We start from the raw sequence: 19,188 nt of genomic DNA, 5'->3' as shown, positions 1-19,188 counted from the left end.
GGTCACCGGGAGAAGGTTAGTACCCCCTGCCGACCGGTTCGGAATCGTGCCGAGTGTCGGCGCGCCCGATCCGGCCGGGGTGACCGGTTCCGCCGCTCACGGTCCTGACGACCAGGTGTGAACCGGACGATCAGTTGCCCAGCGCGGCGACGCCCGCCTGGGCGAACCTCTCGTCCAGATCCCCGCTCGGCGCGCCCGCGACACCGATGCCCGCGATCGGAGCGCCGCCCTTGGCGGTGACCGGCGCGCCGCCGCCCAGGAACAGGGTGCCGTCGATGTCGGCCAGATGCGGCGCGCTGTCGAGACGCTTGGCCAGCACCGAGGTCGGCGCGTTCCACGACACCGCGGTGAACGCCTTCTGCTGGGCGGAGGCGTAGGACTGCGGGCCCGCGCCGTCGCCGCGCAGGGTGACGACGGTATTGCCGTCGCGGTCCACCACCGCGACCGTCACGTGCTGGTTCTCCTTGACCGCGGCGTCCAGGGCGGCCTGCGCGGCCCTGGTGGCGGCGGCGATGGTCAGGTGGGTGCTCTGTGCCAGGTTGCCGTTGGCCACATCGGCCGCGACGGGGGTCTTGGCGCCCGGGTCGGGATCCTGGGCGTTGACCGACACCACGCCGATCACCCCGGCCGCCGCGACGGCCGCGACCGCGCCGCCGATGATCAGGCGCTTGCGGGTGGGGTTCGAGGGCTGCTCGGGGGTCATGACATCCTCCTGGGATTGCGGTGAAAGCTGTTCGCTCGGTTCGTGATCCAGCGTGCGGTCCGCGACATCCCGGCACATCGGCGCAGTGGCTGGGATTCGGTGGGCGGTCCGGCCGAACCCCGTATCAACCGATCGGATGACCCGGGCGGCGGTGCGCGCACGGCAGAATGAGGGTGTTTGCCCGTCGTTGTCGCCGAGGAGGTGTTCACATGCCGTCGTCTCGTGACGACACCCGGCTGCTGGGCACCATCGTGCACAGCGCCTTCTACGTCCTGCTGGCGGCGTCGCTGCTGCGATTCCTGCTGCGGCATCCCGAGAGTCCGCGCACACCGTGGGTGATCGGGCTCTCGCTGGCGCTGGCCGTGCTCTACGTCGTGAGCGAACTGCGCGCCTCCGATCGGCTGGTGTGGTTCGCGCTGCTGGTGTCGGGCTGGGCGGTACTGGTCGTGCTCGCACCGAGTTTCGCGTGGTGCGCGGTCCCGCTGCTCTACACGGGGCTGCGCATCCTGCCGGTCCGGGTGGCGCTGGCCCTGGTCGCCGGGCTGACCGCGTTCGTGGTGTGGGCGCAGCTGAAGCTCGCGGGCTGGATCGACCCGAACCTGCTGCTGGCCCCGCCCGCGGTCGCCGCCCTGAGCACCGCGCTGTTCCTGGGCCTGCTGCGCACCACCGAACGGCAGGCCGCGCTCATCGACGATCTGCGCGCCACCCGCCGCGAACTGGCCGCCACCGAACGCCGCGCGGGCACCCTCGCCGAACGTCAGCGCCTGGCCATGGAGATCCACGACACCCTCGCGCAAGGGCTTTCGAGTCAGCGCATGCTGTTGCAGGCCGCCGACCGGATCTGGGACAGCGATCCGGGCGCGGCGCGTGAGCACGTGCGCGGGGCGGCCGGGGTGGCCGAACACAATCTGGCCGAGGCCCGCCGTTTCGTCCACGACCTCGCGCCGACCGACCTGGCCGCGGGCGGCTCCCTGGTCGCGGCGCTGGAGGCGATGGCGCGGCGGGAGGGCGGGGACACCCTCACCGTGCGCGTGCACGTGGAGGGTGCGGCGGTGGGCCTGCCCGCGGGGGTGGAGGCCGCGCTGCTGCGGATCGCGCAGGGCGCGCTGGCCAATGCGCGTGAGCACGCGGAGGCGAACACCGTCACCATCACCCTGACCGATCTCGGCGACCGCCTGGTCCTCGACATCGCCGACGACGGAACGGGTTTCGACCCGGCGACGCTGCCCACGGCCGCCGACCGCGGGCACGGCCTGCCCGCCATGCGCGCCCGCCTGCGCCAGCTCGGCGGTGCCCTCACCGTCGAATCCGCCCCCGGGGACGGCACCGTCGTCTCCGCCGAAGTCCCCTTGGAGCGGCCGTGACCGACGCGAAAACCCCTGTCCGCCTGGTGCTCTGCGACGACCACGCGGTGGTCCGGGCGGGCTTGCGCGCGCTGCTCGGCAGCGCCCCCGACATCGAGGTGGTCGGCGAGGCGGGCAGCGGCCCCGAGGCCGTCGCCGTCGCCGAACGCCTGCACCCCGATGTCGTCCTGATGGATCTGCAGCTCGGCGGTGACATGGACGGCATCGAGGCCACCCGCCGCATCACCACCACCGTGCGGCCCGCCCCCTACATCCTGGTCCTCACCACCTTCGACACCGACGCCGACATCACCCGCGCGATCGCGGCGGGCGCGACCGGCTACCTGCTCAAAGCCGAACGGCCCGAAGAACTCTTCGCCGCCATCCACGCCGCCGCCCAGGGGCGCACCGCGCTCTCCCCGCCGATCGCCGACCGCGTCCTCGAGCGGATGCGCAACCCGCAGCCGGCGTTGACCGCCCGCGAACTCGACATCCTCGGCCAGCTCTCCCAGGGCCTGGGCAATCGCGAGATCGCGCGCGCCCTGCACGTCAGCGAGGCGACGGTGAAGACCCACCTGGGCCGCATCTACGACAAGCTCGGCGTCGACACCCGGGCCGCGGCGGTCGCGGTCGCCAACGAACAACGGCTGCTGAAGTAGCGCTCGGACGCCCCGGTGCCCGCGGTTGCGCCGTCGGCGGTTTCGGGCCGACTCGTGTCATGATCGGGGCGGCGGCGGGCTCGCGTGCCGCGACCGCGACAGCGCTATCGGACAGGTGGTGAGGGTGGAAGACCAGGGTCAGCCGACGAGTGAGGCGGAACAGCCGCTCGACTACCGCTTCACGCTCGCCAACGAACGAACCTATCTCGCGTGGATCCGCACCTCGCTCGGGCTGCTCGCCGCCGGCGTCGCGGTGCACACCCTGGTGCAGCCGTTCCACCACGCCGGAATCCGGCGCGCGCTCTCACTGAGCTGCATCGTGCTGGCGGTGACGCTCGCGGTCGGGGCGTACACGCACTGGCGGGACGTGCAGGCCCGCATGACTCGCGGCGACGTGCTGGGGAACACGCTGCTGGTCCCGATCCTGGCGGGCGGCATCGCCATCGTGTCGATCTTCGCGGCCGTCGCGACGGTGTGGCCATGACCGGCACGGCGTCGATGGTGCGGGCATGACCGAGACGCCCACCTTCTATTCCGAGCGCACCGCGCTGGCGTGGCGGCGCACCGCGATCGCCGCCATGGGCACGTCGGCGCTGTTCGTGAATCACGCGGCCGTCAGCGGCTGGCATCCGGCCGCGATCGGGCCCGCGCTGGCCGCGGCGGGGCTGCTGTTCCTCGCGGGGATCAGCTTCGCGCGCAACAACTCCCTGCACCACGGGCATCGAGCGCACGGGCCGCGCGCCATCGCCATGGCCACGGCGGTGGTCCTGGCCGTGTGCGCGGTGGCGCTGTTCATCGCGTTCTTCGTCCCTGGCGCACCTCCCGCTACCACCTAGCGGGCGGGTTGGAGATCACCCGGGCGGGGAGCGGAATCCGTTCGTCCGCCGCGTAATCCGGGCGGTCGGTTCAGTTCGCGGGCGTGAGCAGGGTGGTGAGGGCGCGGCGGACCGCCTCGGACGCGGCCCGCACCGAGAGCCCGCGGCGGTCGATCAGATGGTGGCGGTAGGGCCAGCCGACGGTGGCGTCGACCAAATCGAGCAACTGCTCGCCGGAGTCGCCGGCCAGCTCCGGGGCGAAGCCGCGGGCCAGCGCCTCGCGAATCCGCTTGTCGGTCAGCCGCATCCGCTCGTCCACCGCGGGCGAGCGCAGCGATTCGACCAGGCCCAGCACCCGCGGCTCGCGCTGCAGCCGGAAGATCGCCTCACCCTGGCGCACCACCGCGTCGATGCGCTTGTCCAGCGGCTGCGCCGGGTCGATCTCGGCGATGAGCGCCTCGACCTGTTCGGACTGCTGGTCCACCGCCGCGGTGAGCAGCGCGGTGCGCGATGGGAAGTGCACGAAGATGCTGCGTTCGGACACCCCGGCCCGTTCCGCGATATCGCGGGTGGTGGGGTCGAACTCGCCCTCGTGTACCGCCGACAGCAAGCCCTCGATGATGGCCTTGCGGGTCTGCGGCGGATTGCGCCGCCGCCGCGGGCTGTCGCCTTTGCCCTCGCTCATGGCAGGAATCCGATCACATCGGGCCGGACCCCCGACGCGCAGGTCCCGGCGTATGGGTGAGGTCACAGGGCCATGTTATTGCAGTAATGCTGCAATAGCGAGGTAGGCTGGGGCGGGGCCGGAGAGTTGGCGAATATTCAGCTAACGATCCTGCCACTCGCATCAGCCAGATGGAGACAGGAGCGCCGATGACCGACGACAACCGCACCGATCACGCGAACAACCCCGGGCCGGGCCGATTCACGGTGTCGCGGCGCGCAGTATTCGGGGTGGGCGCGGCGGCCCTCGCGGCGGTCGGGGTGGGCGCGGCCGTCACCGGCTGCGACAGCAACGCCGACAACGGGTCCGCCGCGGAGAAGACCTCCAAGGATCCGGTCGACCCCAGCGGCCTCATCACCGATCAGCAAGCGACGGTGCAGTCCTCGCTGCCGTTCTCCGACACCCAGGACTTCGCCGACACCGACAAGGGTTTCATCGCCAAGCTGGAACCCGACCGGGTCACCGACGCCAAGGGCAATGTCATCTGGGACAACGACTCCTACGGGTTCCTGCAGGGCAGCTGTCCCAACTCGGTGCACCCGTCGCTGTGGCGGCAGTCGCAGCTGGTAGTGAAACAGGGCCTCTACGAAGTGGTTCCGGGCATCTACCAGATCCGCGGCCTGGACCTGTCGAACATGACGATCGTCGAAGGCAAGACCGGCGTCATCGTCATCGACCCGCTGATCTCCACCGAGACCGCCAAGGCGGGCATGGAACTGTACTTCGCCCACCGCGGCCAGAAGCCGGTGACGGGCATGATCTACACCCACTCCCACGTCGACCACTTCGGTGGCGCGGCGGGCGTCATCACCGCCGAAGACGCTGCCTCGGGCCGCATTCCGGTGCTCGCACCGCAGGGCTTCACCGAACACGCCGTCGCCGAGAACATCTTCGCGGGCACCGCCATGGCGCGCCGCTCGGCCTACATGTACGGCGCCGCCCTGCCGCGCGGCGACAAGGGGCAGGTCGGCGCGGGCCTGGGCATGACCACCTCCACCGGAACCGTGAGCCTCCTCCCGCCCAACCGCGACATCACCCGCACCGGGCAGGAGGAGACGATCGACGGGGTGCGCATGGTCTTCCAGATCACCCCCGGCACCGAGGCGCCCTCGGAGATGAACTTCTACTTCCCGGACTTCCGGGCCATGTGCATGGCCGAGAACGCCACCCACACCCTGCACAACCTGCTCACCCTGCGCGGCGCTCTGGTCCGCGACGCGCACGTCTGGTCGCAGTACCTGACCGAGACCATCACCATGTTCGCCGGTGTCTCCGATGTCGCGTTCGCCTCACACCACTGGCCCACCTGGGGATCGGACAAGCTCACCGAATGGCTGTCGCTGCAACGCGATACCTACGCCTACCTGCACGACCAGACCCTGCGCATGCTCAATCAGGGCTACACCGGCATCGAGATCGCCGAGCAGATCCAGATGCCGCCCGCCATCGAGCGGAAGTGGTACAACCACGGCTACTACGGGTCGGTCAGCCACGACGTGAAAGCCGTGTACCAGCGCTACATGGGCTGGTTCGACGGCAATCCCGCGCACCTGTGGGAGCATCCACCCGTCGAGTCGGGCAAGCGGCACGTGGACGCCATGGGCGGCGCGAGCGGCGTGCTGAAGGTGGCCCGCAAGGCCTATGCCGACGGCGACTACCGCTGGTGCGTCCAGGTGCTCAACTACCTGATCTTCGCCGACCCGGACAATGAGAAGGCGAAGATGTTGCAGGCCAGCGCCTTCGAACAGCTGGGCTACGGCTCCGAGAACGGCACCTGGCGCAACTTCTTCCTCTCCGGCGCCTACGAGCTGCGCAACGGCAACTTCGGCACCCCGACCAAGGCCAACTCCGCGTCCATGATCAGCGCGCTGAGCGTGGACCAGGTCTTCGACGCCGCGGCCTTCCAGATCAACGGGCCCAAGGCGTGGGACCTGCACCTGGTCAACGACTGGGTGATCCCCGAGGAGAACAAGACCTACCGCACCGAACTGCGCAACGGCGTGCTCATCCACTACGTGGTGCCGCCGGACTTCACAGGCCCGGCCGCCGACGCCACCTTCACCCTGCCGCGCCTCGAACTCATCGCGGTGATGACGCGCAGCAAGGACTTCGTGAAGGAGGTCGCCTCCGGGGCGATCAAGGCCACCGGTGATCCGGCCAAGTTGAAGCAGCTCGTGGACGTGATGGACAAGCCCGACCCCAACTTCAACATCGTCACGCCCTGATCGCGGGTGGATATGGCAGAGTCCCTCTCACTTGTTCGACGAGAGTGGGAGTGGCTGTGCGGAATCGACTGCGGAACGCGGTGGTCGTCGGGTGTCTGGCGATCGCCGCGACCGTGCCGGGAACGGCGGGCGCGCAGCCCGATGCGGCCGGGGGCGCGCCCGATGCCGCCATCGCCGACACCGCGGCGCAGCTGACCGCCGCCACCACCGTCGACGCGTCGAAAGTGGTGAGCGCGGACATCGTCGACGACCGCAACCTGTCGCTCGAGGTGTACTCGGCGGCCATGGACAAGACGGTGCACCTGGACGTGCTGCGCCCCGGCGACACCTCGAAGCCGCGGCCCACCCTGTACCTGTTCAACGGCACCGACGCCGGCTACGGCGTGAAGAACTGGAAGACCCAGGTGCCGGAGGTCTTCGACTTCCTCGGCGCCAAGGACGTCAATGTCGTGGTCCCCACCGGTGGCCTCGCCAGCTACTACACCGACTGGCGCGCACCGGATCCGCAGCTGGGCCTCAACAAGTGGAAGACCTTCTTCACCGAGGAACTGCCCCCGCTGATCGACGCGGGCCTGCGCACCAACGGCCGCAATGCCATTGCGGCGGTGTCGATGTCGGCGACCCCGGCGCTGAATCTCGCCCTCGCCAAGCCGGGCCTGTTCCGGGCCGCGGCCACCTACAGCGGCTGTGTGCAGACCAGCGACCCGATCGGCCAGGCGTTCGCCCGGATCGTCGTCGCCAGTGAGGGCGGCGACGCCGACAATATGTACGGCCCGTCCGGCGACCCGATGTGGGCGGACAACGACCCGTACCTGCACGCCGAGCGGCTGCGCGGCATGGAGCTCTACCTGTCCGCGGGCAACGGCCTGCCCGGGCAGTACGACGTGGTCGACGGCAAGTACGTCATCTTCCCGGGCGCGCTCGGCTTCATGGTGCACATGATCTACGACGGCACCATCGAGGCCGCCACCGGTTACTGCACCCGCAACCTCGCCGCCAAGCTCACCGAACTCGGCATTCCGGCCACCGTGGACCTGCCGGCCAACGGCACCCACTCCTGGGGCGTGTTCCGCGACGAGCTGCTGAAGTCCTGGCCGGTGCTGGCCAAGGGACTGGACCTGCCCGCCTGATCAGGACTGGTGCGGGGCAACGTCCTTCGCGGCGAGCAGGTCGGATTCGGCTGCGACGGCGGCGCGTTCGACGGTCATCAGACTCTCGGAGTGGTGCTCGGCGTAGTATTTGGCCGCGCCGCCGTTCAGGCCGAACAGGGACTTGCTCCACAGCAGCCAGATCACCGCGGCCAGGTTCACCAGCAGCGCGGCCACTCGCAGGAAGGTGACCTTCTCGGTCAACTCGCACACCTCGAGCGGCAGGAACAGGCTGGTGGCCACTACCGCGAAGTACTCGCCCCAGCGCTTGACCAGCCACAGGCCCACGGCCTCGACGAGCTGGATGGTGGCATAGGCGAACAGCGCGACCGCGATCCAGATCAGAATCGTCGGCGAGAGCGTGAACGCCGTGTCGATGCCCCGGATGATCTTGGAATGGTCGGGGTTGAAACCGATCTGGTCGGCCAGCTGGCGAATGAGCGGAAGATCCTTGTCCCAGCTGGCCTTCCAGTGCTCGCGCGAACCGCGCAGCTTCAGCACGCCCGCGCCGAGCAGGATCAGCACCAGCGCGCGGCCGACCCGCTCGGCCGCCAGTAGCCGCATGATGATGCGATCGCGCAGCAGATGCCCGCGCGGCACCTCCGGCGCGTCGTCGGCGGGACCGCTGCGGCGCGGCTCGCCCGGCACGAAATCGCCACAGCGCAGACAGCGCCAGGATTCGCCCGCCGGGGTGGCGACGTGGAGTCGTGCCTTCAGCTCGGGCTCGGTCGGGGCGTAGGTCTCGTGCCCTCGGGCAGCGCAGGTCCAGAGACTGAAGTCCATGCGCTGGAGCGTACCCAGGCCCCGCGACAGCCGCCGTGGAACACGGCCGGGGCGCGCGGTCAGCCGGCGAGCGAGCGCAGCTGGTCGAGATAGGTTCTGGTGCGCGGATCTCCGGGGAAGCGCGCGACCATCTCCCGGGCGGCCTCGCCCGCGATCCACATGAGCGAGGGCAGCGACCGCCGTTTACCCGCGAAGGCGCGCATGCCCTCGTCCACCGCGAGCTCCAGATTGCGATCGCGCACCGCGACCACGGCCAGGGTCAGATGCGCCTCGGACACCCGCATGGGTTTGCGGATGCTGCCGTCGGGGCGGGTGGAGGTCGCGATCACCTGGCGGGCATAGGTTTCCGCGAGCCGGTCGTCCCCGGCGACCCGGCAGCAGTCCATGGCGTAGAAGTCGAACTTCTGCGGATCCACCACGAAGTGGTTCTCCAGATTGGCCGGGTGCTCGATCGCCTCGAGGATCGAACGGCCCTGGGTGAGCGCCTTTTCCACCTCATGGCGGTCGCCCAGGCGGGCCCAGGCCTTGGCGCGCTGGGCGGCCAGCTGGACGCCCACGCCCAGGCGGCCGGTGGTGGCGTGCGCGGCCTCCGCGGCATCGATGGCGCCACGGTAGTTGCCCTGGGTGAGGGCGAACCACGCGGCCATTTCCGCTCCCCAGCCGATGATTTCGGCATGGTCGGCCTCCTGGCCCAGCGACAGTGCGGCGCGGCGGGTGGCCTCGGCGGCGGTGCGCCAGCCCAGGTCGTAGTCGACACAGCCGACCAGCAGAGCGACCCATCCGGCCAGCACCAGCACCTCGCGATGTTGGGCCAGTGTGAGTCTGCCGTCCAGCAGCGAGGTGATGCGGCGCAGCCAGGCGGTGCCCTCGGCGTGCAGATCGTGCGGATCGGCGCACGGGTAGTCCGAGCAGAGCCGGTCGGCTGTGATGCGGATGGCGTCCAGTGTGGAAGCCGACACATCGGACATTCGTAGCCGCCCAATGAATTCCAGGGTGTCCAGTCCGGTTGCCGAGAGCATCTCGTCGTCCCGGTTGGGCCGGGTCTTGGGGAAGAACGCCGCCGTCACGGTGTCGAAAGACGCCGCGATGATCGGGGCGTAGAAATCGTCGGGCCGCGATTCCCCGGATTCCCAACGCCGCCAGTTCCGTAACAGTGTGCTGTCGGTGGGGAGATTGTGGCTCGACTTGGTGCGCATCGCGCGCACCGCGTCGGCTTGTGACCACCCCCGAGCATCACGTTCGGCACGCATTCGGACAGCCCAGACAGGTCGATCGTCACCGGCGGACACGAGTTGTAGTATCTCACCAGTTAACGGCGGATGGACCCGGATAGGGCATCTGGATGTCAGTGGGTTGACATCTGCAATTGCATTCGCAAAAACGCCAAACTGTTTACCAGGGCACACGTCAGGACAGCGATCCCCAATCCAACGGAGGTTCGGGTGGAAGCGTTGATCTATGGGTACGTGCGTGACGATTTGGCCGACGGTCGCAGCGACGAGCTGGAGAACGCCATGTGCGGGCTCGCTCAGTCCGCGGGCCTCTGCTTCGCCGCCACCTTCCATGAATCGACCGCCGGCGATGGCACCGCGTTCGCGGAGCTGACCGCCGAACTCAAGCGCGCCGACGCCCACCACGTGGTGGTGCCGTCGCTCGAACACCTTGCGGGCCAGACCATTCCGCGCGACCTATTGATCGCGAAACTGGCTCACGAGGCGTCCGCTCAGGTCTGGACCGTCGAGCGCTAGCTCGACACGCCGCCCGAAACGCCGCCGCACCCACGTCGAGAACGCGGGTGCGGCAATGATTTTCGAGCTACTTCGGGACATTCACCCCGAAGCGGACCATTCGGCCTGAAACGGGCACGGTGGGATGCGGGGGGTCAGAGGCCGAAGCCACCCCGACCACGACGGCGCAGGTACTTCTCGAACTCGGCGGCGATGGCATCGCCGTCGATCTTGGCCATGGCGTCGTTGATATCGACCTCGGCGTCGCCGCGCTCCTCGAGCGAGCGCACGTACTCCGCGATCTCCTCGTCGCCCGCGGTCATCTCGTTGACCGCGACCTCCCACTCCTCGGACTGCTCGGGCAGCGCGCCCAGCGGCACCTCCACATCGAGCACATCCTCGACCCGGTGCAGCAGAGCGATGATGGCCTTGGGGTTGGGCGGCTGCGACACGTAGTGCGGCACCGCGGCCCAGAAGGAGATGGCCGGCACACCCGCGCGCACGCACGCGTCCTGCAGGACTCCGGTGATACCGGTCGGTCCCTCGTAGCGGGTCTGCTCGAGGTTGAAGCGCTCCGCGGCTTCCTTATTATAGGCGGTACCCGTGACGGGAACCGGGCGCGTGTGCGGGGTATCGGCCAGTAACGCACCGAGGATCACCACCGTGGACACCCCGAGCTGTTCCACGAACTCGAGAATGTCATTGCAGAAGCTGCGCCACCGCATATTCGGTTCCACCCCGCGCAGCAGCACCACGTCCCGGTCGCTGCCGGGGGGAGAGCAGACCGAGAGCATGGCCGAGGGCCAGACGATCTCGCGCGTCACACCGTCGACCTGACGCACGGTCGGGCGGTTGACCTGATAGTCGTAGTAGTCCTCGGAATCGAGCTCGGCCAGCGGCTGGGAGTCCCAGATCAGTTCCAGATGTTCGACCGCGCCACTGGCGGCGTCGGCGGCATCGTTCCAGCCTTCGAAGGCGGCCACGAGCACCGGATCCCGCAGCGTGGGCAGGTCCGATTCGGGTGGCACCGGGGATTCACTGGCGTTCACCCGGTCAGCCTACGGTGTACGCAACCCCCGTGTGCATGCGACGCGCAATCGCACAATGAGCGCCGTGTGCATGATCGCCCGGTGGTTCGCGGCCCGTCTCGTTCTGGACTGAGCGGAGGGAGGGAAGAACGAGACCTCCAGGGCCGCGAACCCGCCGGAGCGGAGCGGAGGCAGTCAAATTCAGCTTGTCGCAGCTTCCCACTACTCTTGAGTACATGTCTGTACGCAGCCGCGCCGAATTCGACACCACCTTCTTGGACACGCTCAGACGGCGTGTCGTTATCGGGGACGGTGCGATGGGCACGATGCTACAGGCCGCGGATCTCACCCTCGACGATTTCCGCGGCCTCGAGGGTTGCAACGAAATTCTCAACGAAACCCGCCCCGACGTGCTGCGACACATCCACCGCGCCTACTTCGAGGCCGGTGCCGACGCCGTCGAGACGAACACCTTCGGCTGCAATCTGCCCAACCTCGCCGACTACGACATCGCCGACCGGATCCGCGATCTGTCCGAGCGCGGCACCCGCCTGGCCCGCGAGGTCGCCGACGAGATGGGCCGCTCCGCCGACGGCACCCCGCGCTACGTGCTGGGCTCGATGGGCCCGGGCACCAAGCTGCCCACCCTGGGCCACGCGCCCTACGTCTCGCTGCGCGACGCCTACACCGAGGCCGCGCTCGGCATGCTCGACGGCGGCGCCGACGCCATCCTCATCGAGACCTGCCAGGACCTGCTGCAGGTCAAGGCCGCGGTCACCGGCAGCCACAACGCCATGCTGAAGGCGGGCCGCCGGATCCCGATCATCACGCACGTGACGATGGAGACCACCGGCACCATGCTGGTCGGCTCCGAGATCGGCGCCGCGCTGACCGCGCTCGAGAAGCTCGGCATCGACATGATCGGGCTGAACTGCGCCACCGGCCCCGACGAGATGAGCGAGCACCTGCGCCATCTGTCCAAGCACGCGCAGCTGCCGGTGTCGGTGATGCCGAACGCGGGTCTGCCGGTGCTGGGCGCCAAGGGCGCGGAGTACCCGCTCTCGGCCGAGGATCTGGCGGTCTCGATGACCCAGTTCGTGTCCGAGTTCGGATTGTCGCTGGTGGGTGGTTGCTGCGGCACCACACCCGAGCACATCCGGCAGATGGCCGAGGCGGTGCGTGAGGTCGAGCAGGCCAAGCGCAATCCCGTGCACGAGCCCAGCGTCTCGTCGATCTACTCGGCGGTGCCGTTCGAGCAGGACGCCTCGATCCTGATGATCGGTGAGCGCACCAATGCCAACGGCTCCAAGGCTTTCCGTGACGCCATGCTGGCCGGCGATTGGCAGAAGTGCCTCGATATCGCCAAGGACCAGACTCGCGACGGCGCGCACATGCTCGACCTGTGCGTGGACTACGTGGGCCGCGACGGCGCCGTCGACATGCGCGAGCTGGCCTCGCGGCTGGCGACCTCCTCGACGCTGCCGATCATGCTGGACTCCACCGAAACCCCGGTGCTGAAGGCCGGTCTGGAGCAGCTGGGCGGGCGTTGCGCCATCAACTCGGTCAACTACGAGGACGGCGCCGGACCGGATTCGCGGTTCCAGCAGACCATGGCGCTGGTCGCCGAACACGGCGCGGCCGTGGTCGCGCTGACCATCGACGAGGAGGGCCAGGCGCGTACCGCCGAGCACAAGGTGGCCATCGCCGAGCGGCTCATCGAGGACATCACGCACAACTGGGGTCTCGAAGAGTCCGACATCATCATCGACACGCTGACCTTCACCCTGGGCACCGGCCAGGAGGAGTCGCGCCGTGACGGCATCGAAACCATCGAGGCCATCCGCGAACTCAAGAAGCGGCACCCGGAAGTGCAGACCACGCTGGGTCTTTCGAACATCTCCTTCGGCCTGAACCCGGCCGCGCGGCAGGTGCTCAACTCGGTGTTCATGCACGAATGCGTCCAGGCCGGTCTGGATTCGGCGATCGTGCACGCGTCGAAGATCCTGCCCATGGCCCGGATTCCGGAGGAACAGCGCCAGGTCGCGTTGGATCTGGTCTACGACCGGCGCACCGAGGAGTACGACCCGCTGCAGAAGCTGATGGCGCTGTTCGAGGGCGTCTCGACCGCCTCCTCGAAGGCTTCCCGCGCCGAGGAGCTGGCGGCGCTGCCGCTGTTCGAGCGGCTCGCGCGGCGCATCGTCGACGGCGAGAAGGCCGGGATGGACGCCGATCTCGACGAGGCCATGCAGCAGGTGCCGCCGCTGCAGATCATCAACGAGACGCTGCTGTCGGGCATGAAGACCGTCGGTGAGCTGTTCGGTTCGGGCCAGATGCAGCTGCCGTTCGTGCTGCAGTCGGCGGAGACCATGAAGACCGCGGTCGCCTACCTGGAACCGCACATGGAGGCCACCGACGATTCGGGCAAGGGTCGCATCGTGCTCGCCACCGTTAAGGGCGACGTGCACGACATCGGCAAGAACCTGGTCGACATCATCCTGTCCAACAACGGCTACGAGGTCGTCAATCTCGGTATCAAGCAGCCGATCTCGACCATCCTCGACGCCGCCGTGGACAAAAAGGCCGACGTGATCGGCATGTCCGGGCTGCTGGTGAAGTCCACCGTGGTGATGAAGGAGAACCTCGAGGAACTCAACTCGCGCGGGGTCGCCGAGCAGTTCCCGGTGCTCCTCGGTGGCGCGGCGCTGACCCGCGCCTACGTGGAGAACGATCTCACCGAGGTCTACGCCGGCGACGTGCACTACGCGCGTGACGCCTTCGAGGGCCTGCACCTGATGGACGAGATCATGACCCGCAAGCGCGGCGGCGGACTGGATCCGAACTCGCCCGAGGCCATCGCCGAACGGGAGAAGGCCGCCGAACGCAAGGCGCGCCACGAGCGTTCCAAGCGCATCGCCGCCGAACGCAAGGCGGCCGAGGCCCCGGTCGTGGTGCCCGAGCGCTCCGATGTGGCCGCGGACCTGCCGGTGCCGACGCCGCCGTTCTGGGGTTCGCGCATCATCAAGGGTCTGTCGCTGAGCGAGTACTCCGGGCTGCTCGACGAGCGGGCGCTGTTCCTGGGGCAGTGGGGCCTGCGCGGTCAGCGCGGCGTCGAGGGCCAGTCCTACGAGGACCTGGTCGAGACCGAAGGCCGTCCGCGCCTGCGGTATTGGCTGGACCGGCTGATCGCCGAGGGTGTGCTGCAGCACGCCGCGGTGGTGTATGGGTACTTCCCGGCGGTGTCCGAGGGCGACGATGTGATTGTTCTCACCGAGCCGAAACCCGATGCACCGGAACGCTTCCGGTTCACATTCCCGCGTCAGCAGCGCGACCGGTTCCTCTGCATCGCCGACTTCATCCGCTCGCGTGAGCGTGCGCTGGAGACCGGTCAGGTGGATGTGATGCCGTTCCAGCTGGTCACCATGGGCCAGCCCATCGCGGACTTCGCCAACGTCCTGTTCAAGGAGGACAACTACCGCGACTACCTCGAGGTGCACGGCATCGGCGTGCAGCTCACCGAGGCGCTCGCGGAGTTTTGGCACCGCCGCATCCGGGAAGAACTGACTCTGGACGGACATTCCGTCGCCGACGAGGACCCCGCCGATGTGCTCGACTACTTCAAACTCGGCTACCGTGGCGCACGGTACTCGTTCGGTTACGGGGCCTGCCCGGAACTGGAGGATCGGGCCAAGCTCGTGGAGTTGTTGGACGCCAACCGAATCGGCGTGATTCTCTCCGAGGAGCTGCAGCTACATCCGGAGCAGTCGACCGACGCGTTCGTGCTGCTGCACCCGGAAGCCAAGTACTTCAACGCTTAATATCTTCACCAGGTTTCGGGCTTTCGCGCAGGGTGGCAGGGCGCCCGGCGCGAAAGCCAGCAGGAGGGGTACAACCACATGAGCTCAGACCGGCTGATTGCGGGGCGGTACCGCCTGACGGATCCGATCGGCACCGGTGCGATGGGGGTCGTGTGGCGCGCGACCGACGTTCGGCTGCGACGCACCGTCGCGGTCAAGCAGCTGCTGCTGACGCCGGGCCTGACCCGGTCGCAGGCCGTGGAGGCCAGGATGCGGGCGATGCGTGAGGGGCGCATCGCCGCGCGCCTGCACCATCCCAATGCCGTCACCGTGTTCGACGTGGCGGAGGAGGACGGCCAGCCCTGGCTGGTCATGGAGTACGTGAACGCGGTCAGCCTGGCCGCGCTCATGCGGGAGAAGGGGCAGCTGCCGCCGGTCGAGGTGGCGCGGATCGGGGCCAAGGTCGCCGAGGCGCTGGCCGCGGCTCACAAGGCCGGCATCGTGCACCGCGATGTGAAGCCCGCCAATATCCTGGTCGCCGACGACGGGACGGTGAAGATCACCGACTTCGGCATCTCCCGGGCCACCGGCGACGTGACCGTCACTTCGACGGGGTTCCTGGCGGGCACTCCCGCCTACCTCTCGCCCGAGGTGGCGCGCGGCGAGAACCCGGAACCGACCTCCGACGTCTTCGCTCTGGGCTCGACGCTGTACGCGGCCGTGGAAGGCAAGCCGCCCTTCGGGGAGGGCGACAACCCGCTGGCCGTACTGCATTCGGTGGCGCGCGCACAGGTGCCGCGGCCCGCGCACGCCGCGACCCTCGCGCCGGTGCTGATGGATCTGCTCGCCGCCGAGGGGGCGGACCGGCCCACCATGGAACAGGCCGCCGAACGGCTGCACGCGGTGGCCGAGGGGCGCGCCCCGGCCGTGCCGGTCCAGCCGACCAAGGTGCTGCCGCCGGTGAATGCCGTTGCCGCCGTGGACGCCGCGGCGGCCACGACCGTGCTGCCGGGGTCGCGGACGGGTGCGCCGAGCAATGCGGCCGATCCCACCATGCACGTCGACATGTCGACCGGCGGGCGTGGCACCGTGCCGCCGCCGGGAATCGGCTCGGGTGTGAGAACCGGTGGCGGGGAACGCAATCCGCGTCAGCTGGTGCTGGTGGCGGTCGGCGTCGTCGGCGCGATCGTGCTGGCCGTGGTGATCACCCTGGCGGTCAACGGCAACAACGGTGGCGGCGGGACCCCGCAGGCGGACAAGGGCGGTTCGGCCCCGGCGTCGATCCCGGCCACCTCGCCGGAGAACCTGGGCCCGGCCGACGGCGGGCAGCAGCCCACGCGCAACAGCGGCGCGGGCGCGGCCACCCAGGCCCCGACCACCACGCCCGCCCCGTCCTCGTCGGCGGCCCCGAGTTCCTCGGCGCATCCGACGACGACCCCGCCCACCACGACGCCGGCCGGTCCGCCGTCAGCCGCCTCGGTCACCTCGTTCGTCCAGGGCTACTACGGCATGCTGCCCGGCAATGTCAGCGGCGCGTGGTCGATGCTGTCGCCCGGCTATCAGGCGTCGACCGGCGGCTACAACAGTTACGCGCAGTTCTGGGGCAGCATCCGCTCGGTGAGTGTGGGCGCGGTGACGCCGCAGGGCGACAATCGCGCGGTGGTCGCGCTCACCTATGTGTCCAAGTCGGGGCAGGTGTCCTCCGAGAACCGCTGGATCCAGACCGACTCCTCGGGCGGGCGGCTGGTGATCGCGGCGTCGGGCCTGTAGACCGCGGGCCCGGGGCCGGTGACCGCGCCCCGATAGGCTGGACCGGCTCCGCGCGCGGCGGGGCCGGTGCGCCGCGTTGCGCGGACGCTCCTGGATGAGGGTGTGTGGAAGGAGCTCGGGTCGGTGGCGCGGTTGGACGCGGTGTTGTGGGATATGGACGGGACTCTGCTGGACTCGGAGAAGCTCTGGGACATGGCACTGCGGGAGCTGGCGGGGGAGTACGGGCGCGAGCTGACCGACACCGTGCGGCACGCGCTGATCGGGGCGTCCGGGCCGAACGCGTATCGCATCTTGTTCGAGGGCCTCGACATCGAGCACACCCCCGAGGCGGTCGTGCGGGCCTCGGAGTGGATGGAAGCGCGGGTGACCGAGCTGTTCCAGGGGCCGGTGCCGTGGCGACCGGGCGCGCGGGAAGCACTCGATCTGCTGCGGTCGGCCGGGGTGCCGATGGCGTTGGTGACCAATACCAAGCGGTCGCTGGCCGAGTACGGGCTCGACACCATCGGGCGTGAGTACTTCGGGGCCACCGTGTGCGCCGACGAGGTGCCACACGGCAAACCCGCGCCGGACGTGTACCTGCGGGCAGCGCAACTGCTCGGTGCCGCACCGGAATTCAGCGTGGCCATCGAGGATTCACCGACCGGCTCGATCGCGGCGCAGGAAGCCGGATGCGCCCTGCTGGTCGTGCCGTGCGAGGTCCCGGTGCCGGACGCGCCCGGACGCACCTTCCGCGACAGTCTGGTCGGGCTCGAACTCGCGCACCTGAAGGACCTCGTGCGCGCGAATTCCTGACCCCGTTCCCATTCGTCCAAGGCGGACCGGTCCGGGTCGCCTACCCTGCGGGTATGGACAGGGTGCTGGAATCGCTGCGCGGCGTGTGCGCCGGGCTGCCCGAGGTGAGCGAACGCGTCAGCCACGGCGAACCCGCGTGGTTCGCGGGCGGGAAGAAGATGTTCGTCATGTTCGCCGACCACCACCACGACGAACGGGTCGGATTCTGGTGCGCGGCACCGGCCGGGGCGCAGGAGGAACTGGTGTCGGCCGAGCCCGGGCGGTTCTACCGGCCGCCGTACGTGGGGCATCGCGGGTGGCTCGGGGTGTATCTGGATGTCGACGTGGACTGGGACGAGATCACCGAGATCGTCGAGGACGCCTACCGGATGGTGGCGGCGAAACGCCTGATCGCGGAACTGGATCGGCGCATCGCCGCCACCTGACCGGGCTCAGCGCAGGGGGCCGAAGGCCTGGAGATCGGTGGCCAGGCCGGCCGGATCGCCGCCGTGCACGCCGTAGCGTTCGTAACCCAGACGGGCCATCAGCTCGATCCAGGCGCGGGCGGTGCGCGCCATCGTCCATCCGGTTCCCGACAGCGGGGTGGACAGGGCATATCCGGGCAGGGAGGGCGCGATCACGTGGAAGGCCGGGCCCTCGTCCGGATCGGTGAGCAGGCCGATCAGGGCCCTGCGCACCCTGATCACCCGTTACCAGCGCGCCGTCACCACCGCCGGCTGACTCAACCCCCGCGAAAATGCGTGTCCAGCACCGGAACCGGATCCAACTCCGACACCAGATGCCCCGCATTGCAGTGATCGGTCAGATCCTTCCCGTCCCGCGCCTGCACCACCCGCACCTGGGCCACCGCATCGACCAGCGACTCCGCCACGCGCGCCGCATGCCGATACCCCGGCGCATCCCGATCCGCCACCACCCATACCCGCCGCGCGCCCCGCAACCACTCCGCGTGCTCGGAATACCACCCGCTCGCGCCCCCGGCATTGCAGGTGGCCGTCAACCCGGCCCGCGTCGCCGTCAGCACGTCCGCCTCGCCCTCGCACACGAAGATGTCGCGCCCCTCCGCCACCGCCTCGATCACCTCCGGCAGGTGGAACGGCACCCGCGCGAAACCCCCGGATTCCCAGCCGTTCTCGGTCAGCCGCCGCTGATAGAACGACTTCACATACCCCTGCCGATGCAACGTCCGCACCCGCACCACACACCCGGCCGCGCCCCCGTCCGGCCACCGGTACACGTACGCCGCCATTCGCCGCGGCCTCCCGATCCGCGGCCCGGCATCCTTCCGATGCACCGAAAGCGCCAGTCCCGCCGCGAGAATCGCCCGATCCGCCACCGCCGGCTCCGGCGCGTTCCGCCGGTGTCCCGTCCTCGGCTCCGGGGGCGCGTCGAACAGATCCCGCACCCGCAATCCGATGCGCTCCAACACCTCCACATCCGAGCATCCGGCGAAACACCGCACCACGGTCCGCTGCCGCGACAGGTTGTAGACCACCCCCAGCGAGGCCCGATGCCGTCGCCCATCCGCCTCGTGCACCGGACACAGGTAGGTCGTCCACTCGGTCCCGCGCCTCCCCGGCCCGGACACCCGATTCAGTGCCCGGTTGACGGTCTCCCACGATCCGTGACTGCCCATCCGACCGGTCCTCTCACTACCGGTGTACACCTCTGAACGCG

General features: G+C 69.3%; 18 protein-coding genes. 11 read left to right on the top strand and 7 right to left on the bottom strand.

Going from position 1 to position 19,188, the window contains the following annotated elements; all coding sequences use genetic code 11:
- Positions 1-130: 130 nt before the first annotated feature.
- Positions 131-703: a GlcG/HbpS family heme-binding protein gene (locus tag ACQPYY_RS19445; RefSeq protein ID WP_433590453.1), complete on the bottom strand. Its 573-nt coding sequence runs from the start codon at positions 701-703 to the stop codon at positions 131-133.
- Between the two features lie 209 nt (positions 704-912).
- Here ACQPYY_RS19445 and ACQPYY_RS19440 point away from each other — a divergent pair, with 209 nt between their 5' ends.
- The 4 genes from ACQPYY_RS19440 to ACQPYY_RS19425 all read left to right on the top strand — a co-directional run bounded on the left by ACQPYY_RS19440 (position 913) and on the right by ACQPYY_RS19425 (position 3,541).
- Entirely contained in the window at positions 913-2,067 is a 1,155-nt protein-coding gene (locus ACQPYY_RS19440; protein ID WP_433590452.1) for a histidine kinase, read from the top strand.
- Entirely contained in the window at positions 2,064-2,705 is a 642-nt protein-coding gene (locus tag ACQPYY_RS19435) for a response regulator (protein ID WP_379107195.1), read from the top strand. The genes ACQPYY_RS19440 and ACQPYY_RS19435 overlap by 4 nt, the downstream gene beginning before the upstream one ends.
- Positions 2,706-2,829: 124 nt before the next feature.
- Positions 2,830-3,189, top strand: a complete 360-nt coding sequence (locus ACQPYY_RS19430; RefSeq protein ID WP_379107194.1) for a YidH family protein — start codon at positions 2,830-2,832, stop codon at positions 3,187-3,189.
- Between the two features lie 25 nt (positions 3,190-3,214).
- Positions 3,215-3,541, top strand: coding sequence for a DUF202 domain-containing protein (locus ACQPYY_RS19425; protein ID WP_379107193.1), 327 nt, complete (start codon positions 3,215-3,217; stop codon positions 3,539-3,541).
- 70 nt (positions 3,542-3,611) lie between these two features.
- Here the strand turns inward: ACQPYY_RS19425 and ACQPYY_RS19420 are convergent, their stop codons facing one another.
- Positions 3,612-4,205 carry a TetR/AcrR family transcriptional regulator gene (locus tag ACQPYY_RS19420; RefSeq protein WP_433590451.1) on the bottom strand — a complete coding sequence of 198 codons (594 nt, stop codon included), beginning with the start codon at positions 4,203-4,205 and terminating at the stop codon, positions 3,612-3,614.
- Between the two features lie 188 nt (positions 4,206-4,393).
- Between ACQPYY_RS19420 and ACQPYY_RS19415 the strand changes: the two genes are divergently transcribed.
- Both ACQPYY_RS19415 and ACQPYY_RS19410 read left to right on the top strand, forming a co-directional pair.
- A complete protein-coding gene (locus tag ACQPYY_RS19415) occupies positions 4,394-6,469 on the top strand; it encodes an alkyl/aryl-sulfatase (RefSeq protein ID WP_433590450.1) in 2,076 nt (691 codons plus the stop codon).
- Positions 6,470-6,525: 56 nt separating this feature from the next.
- Positions 6,526-7,599 (top strand): alpha/beta hydrolase, encoded by a 1,074-nt coding sequence (locus ACQPYY_RS19410; RefSeq protein WP_433590449.1) that lies wholly within the window; start codon positions 6,526-6,528, stop codon positions 7,597-7,599.
- Here the strand turns inward: ACQPYY_RS19410 and ACQPYY_RS19405 are convergent, their stop codons facing one another.
- Complete coding sequence (locus tag ACQPYY_RS19405; RefSeq protein ID WP_433590448.1) at positions 7,600-8,400, bottom strand: DUF2127 domain-containing protein; 801 nt, start codon at positions 8,398-8,400, stop codon at positions 7,600-7,602.
- A 59-nt stretch (positions 8,401-8,459) separates the two neighbouring features.
- Positions 8,460-9,596, bottom strand: a complete 1,137-nt coding sequence (locus tag ACQPYY_RS19400; RefSeq protein ID WP_433590447.1) for an XRE family transcriptional regulator — start codon at positions 9,594-9,596, stop codon at positions 8,460-8,462.
- A gap of 246 nt (positions 9,597-9,842) precedes the next feature.
- Between ACQPYY_RS19400 and ACQPYY_RS19395 the strand changes: the two genes are divergently transcribed.
- The gene (locus ACQPYY_RS19395) at positions 9,843-10,148 is read left to right on the top strand and encodes a hypothetical protein (RefSeq protein ID WP_379107180.1); all 306 of its coding nucleotides are present in this window, start codon (positions 9,843-9,845) and stop codon (positions 10,146-10,148) included.
- Positions 10,149-10,282: 134 nt separating this feature from the next.
- On the opposite strand, the gene ACQPYY_RS19390 is transcribed toward ACQPYY_RS19395, so the two are convergent.
- Positions 10,283-11,176 carry a PAC2 family protein gene (locus ACQPYY_RS19390; RefSeq protein WP_357085358.1) on the bottom strand — a complete coding sequence of 298 codons (894 nt, stop codon included), beginning with the start codon at positions 11,174-11,176 and terminating at the stop codon, positions 10,283-10,285.
- Positions 11,177-11,391: 215 nt separating this feature from the next.
- On the opposite strand from ACQPYY_RS19390, the gene metH reads away from it, so the two are divergent.
- From metH to ACQPYY_RS19370, 4 genes are all read left to right on the top strand, one after another.
- Positions 11,392-14,970 carry a methionine synthase gene (gene metH, locus ACQPYY_RS19385; protein WP_433590446.1) on the top strand — a complete coding sequence of 1,193 codons (3,579 nt, stop codon included), beginning with the start codon at positions 11,392-11,394 and terminating at the stop codon, positions 14,968-14,970.
- Positions 14,971-15,048: 78 nt separating this feature from the next.
- Positions 15,049-16,719: a serine/threonine-protein kinase gene (locus ACQPYY_RS19380; RefSeq protein WP_433590445.1), complete on the top strand. Its 1,671-nt coding sequence runs from the start codon at positions 15,049-15,051 to the stop codon at positions 16,717-16,719.
- Between the two features lie 123 nt (positions 16,720-16,842).
- Positions 16,843-17,511, top strand: coding sequence for an HAD family hydrolase (locus tag ACQPYY_RS19375; RefSeq protein ID WP_433590444.1), 669 nt, complete (start codon positions 16,843-16,845; stop codon positions 17,509-17,511).
- Positions 17,512-17,564: 53 nt separating this feature from the next.
- The gene (locus tag ACQPYY_RS19370; RefSeq protein WP_379107171.1) at positions 17,565-17,936 is read left to right on the top strand and encodes an MmcQ/YjbR family DNA-binding protein; all 372 of its coding nucleotides are present in this window, start codon (positions 17,565-17,567) and stop codon (positions 17,934-17,936) included.
- A 6-nt stretch (positions 17,937-17,942) separates the two neighbouring features.
- Here the strand turns inward: ACQPYY_RS19370 and ACQPYY_RS19365 are convergent, their stop codons facing one another.
- Both ACQPYY_RS19365 and ACQPYY_RS19360 read right to left on the bottom strand, forming a co-directional pair.
- Positions 17,943-18,188 (bottom strand): alpha/beta fold hydrolase, encoded by a 246-nt coding sequence (locus tag ACQPYY_RS19365; RefSeq protein WP_433590443.1) that lies wholly within the window; start codon positions 18,186-18,188, stop codon positions 17,943-17,945.
- A gap of 44 nt (positions 18,189-18,232) precedes the next feature.
- Positions 18,233-19,147 carry a toprim domain-containing protein gene (locus ACQPYY_RS19360; RefSeq protein ID WP_433590442.1) on the bottom strand — a complete coding sequence of 305 codons (915 nt, stop codon included), beginning with the start codon at positions 19,145-19,147 and terminating at the stop codon, positions 18,233-18,235.
- Positions 19,148-19,188: the final 41 nt, after the last annotated feature.

The sequence above is a fragment of the Nocardia sp. CA-145437 genome, assembly GCF_050956485.1.
Classification (GTDB): domain Bacteria; phylum Actinomycetota; class Actinomycetes; order Mycobacteriales; family Mycobacteriaceae; genus Nocardia.
The sequence above is the reverse complement of the archived record's forward strand: the minus strand, read 5'-3'. Positions and strand labels throughout refer to the sequence as shown.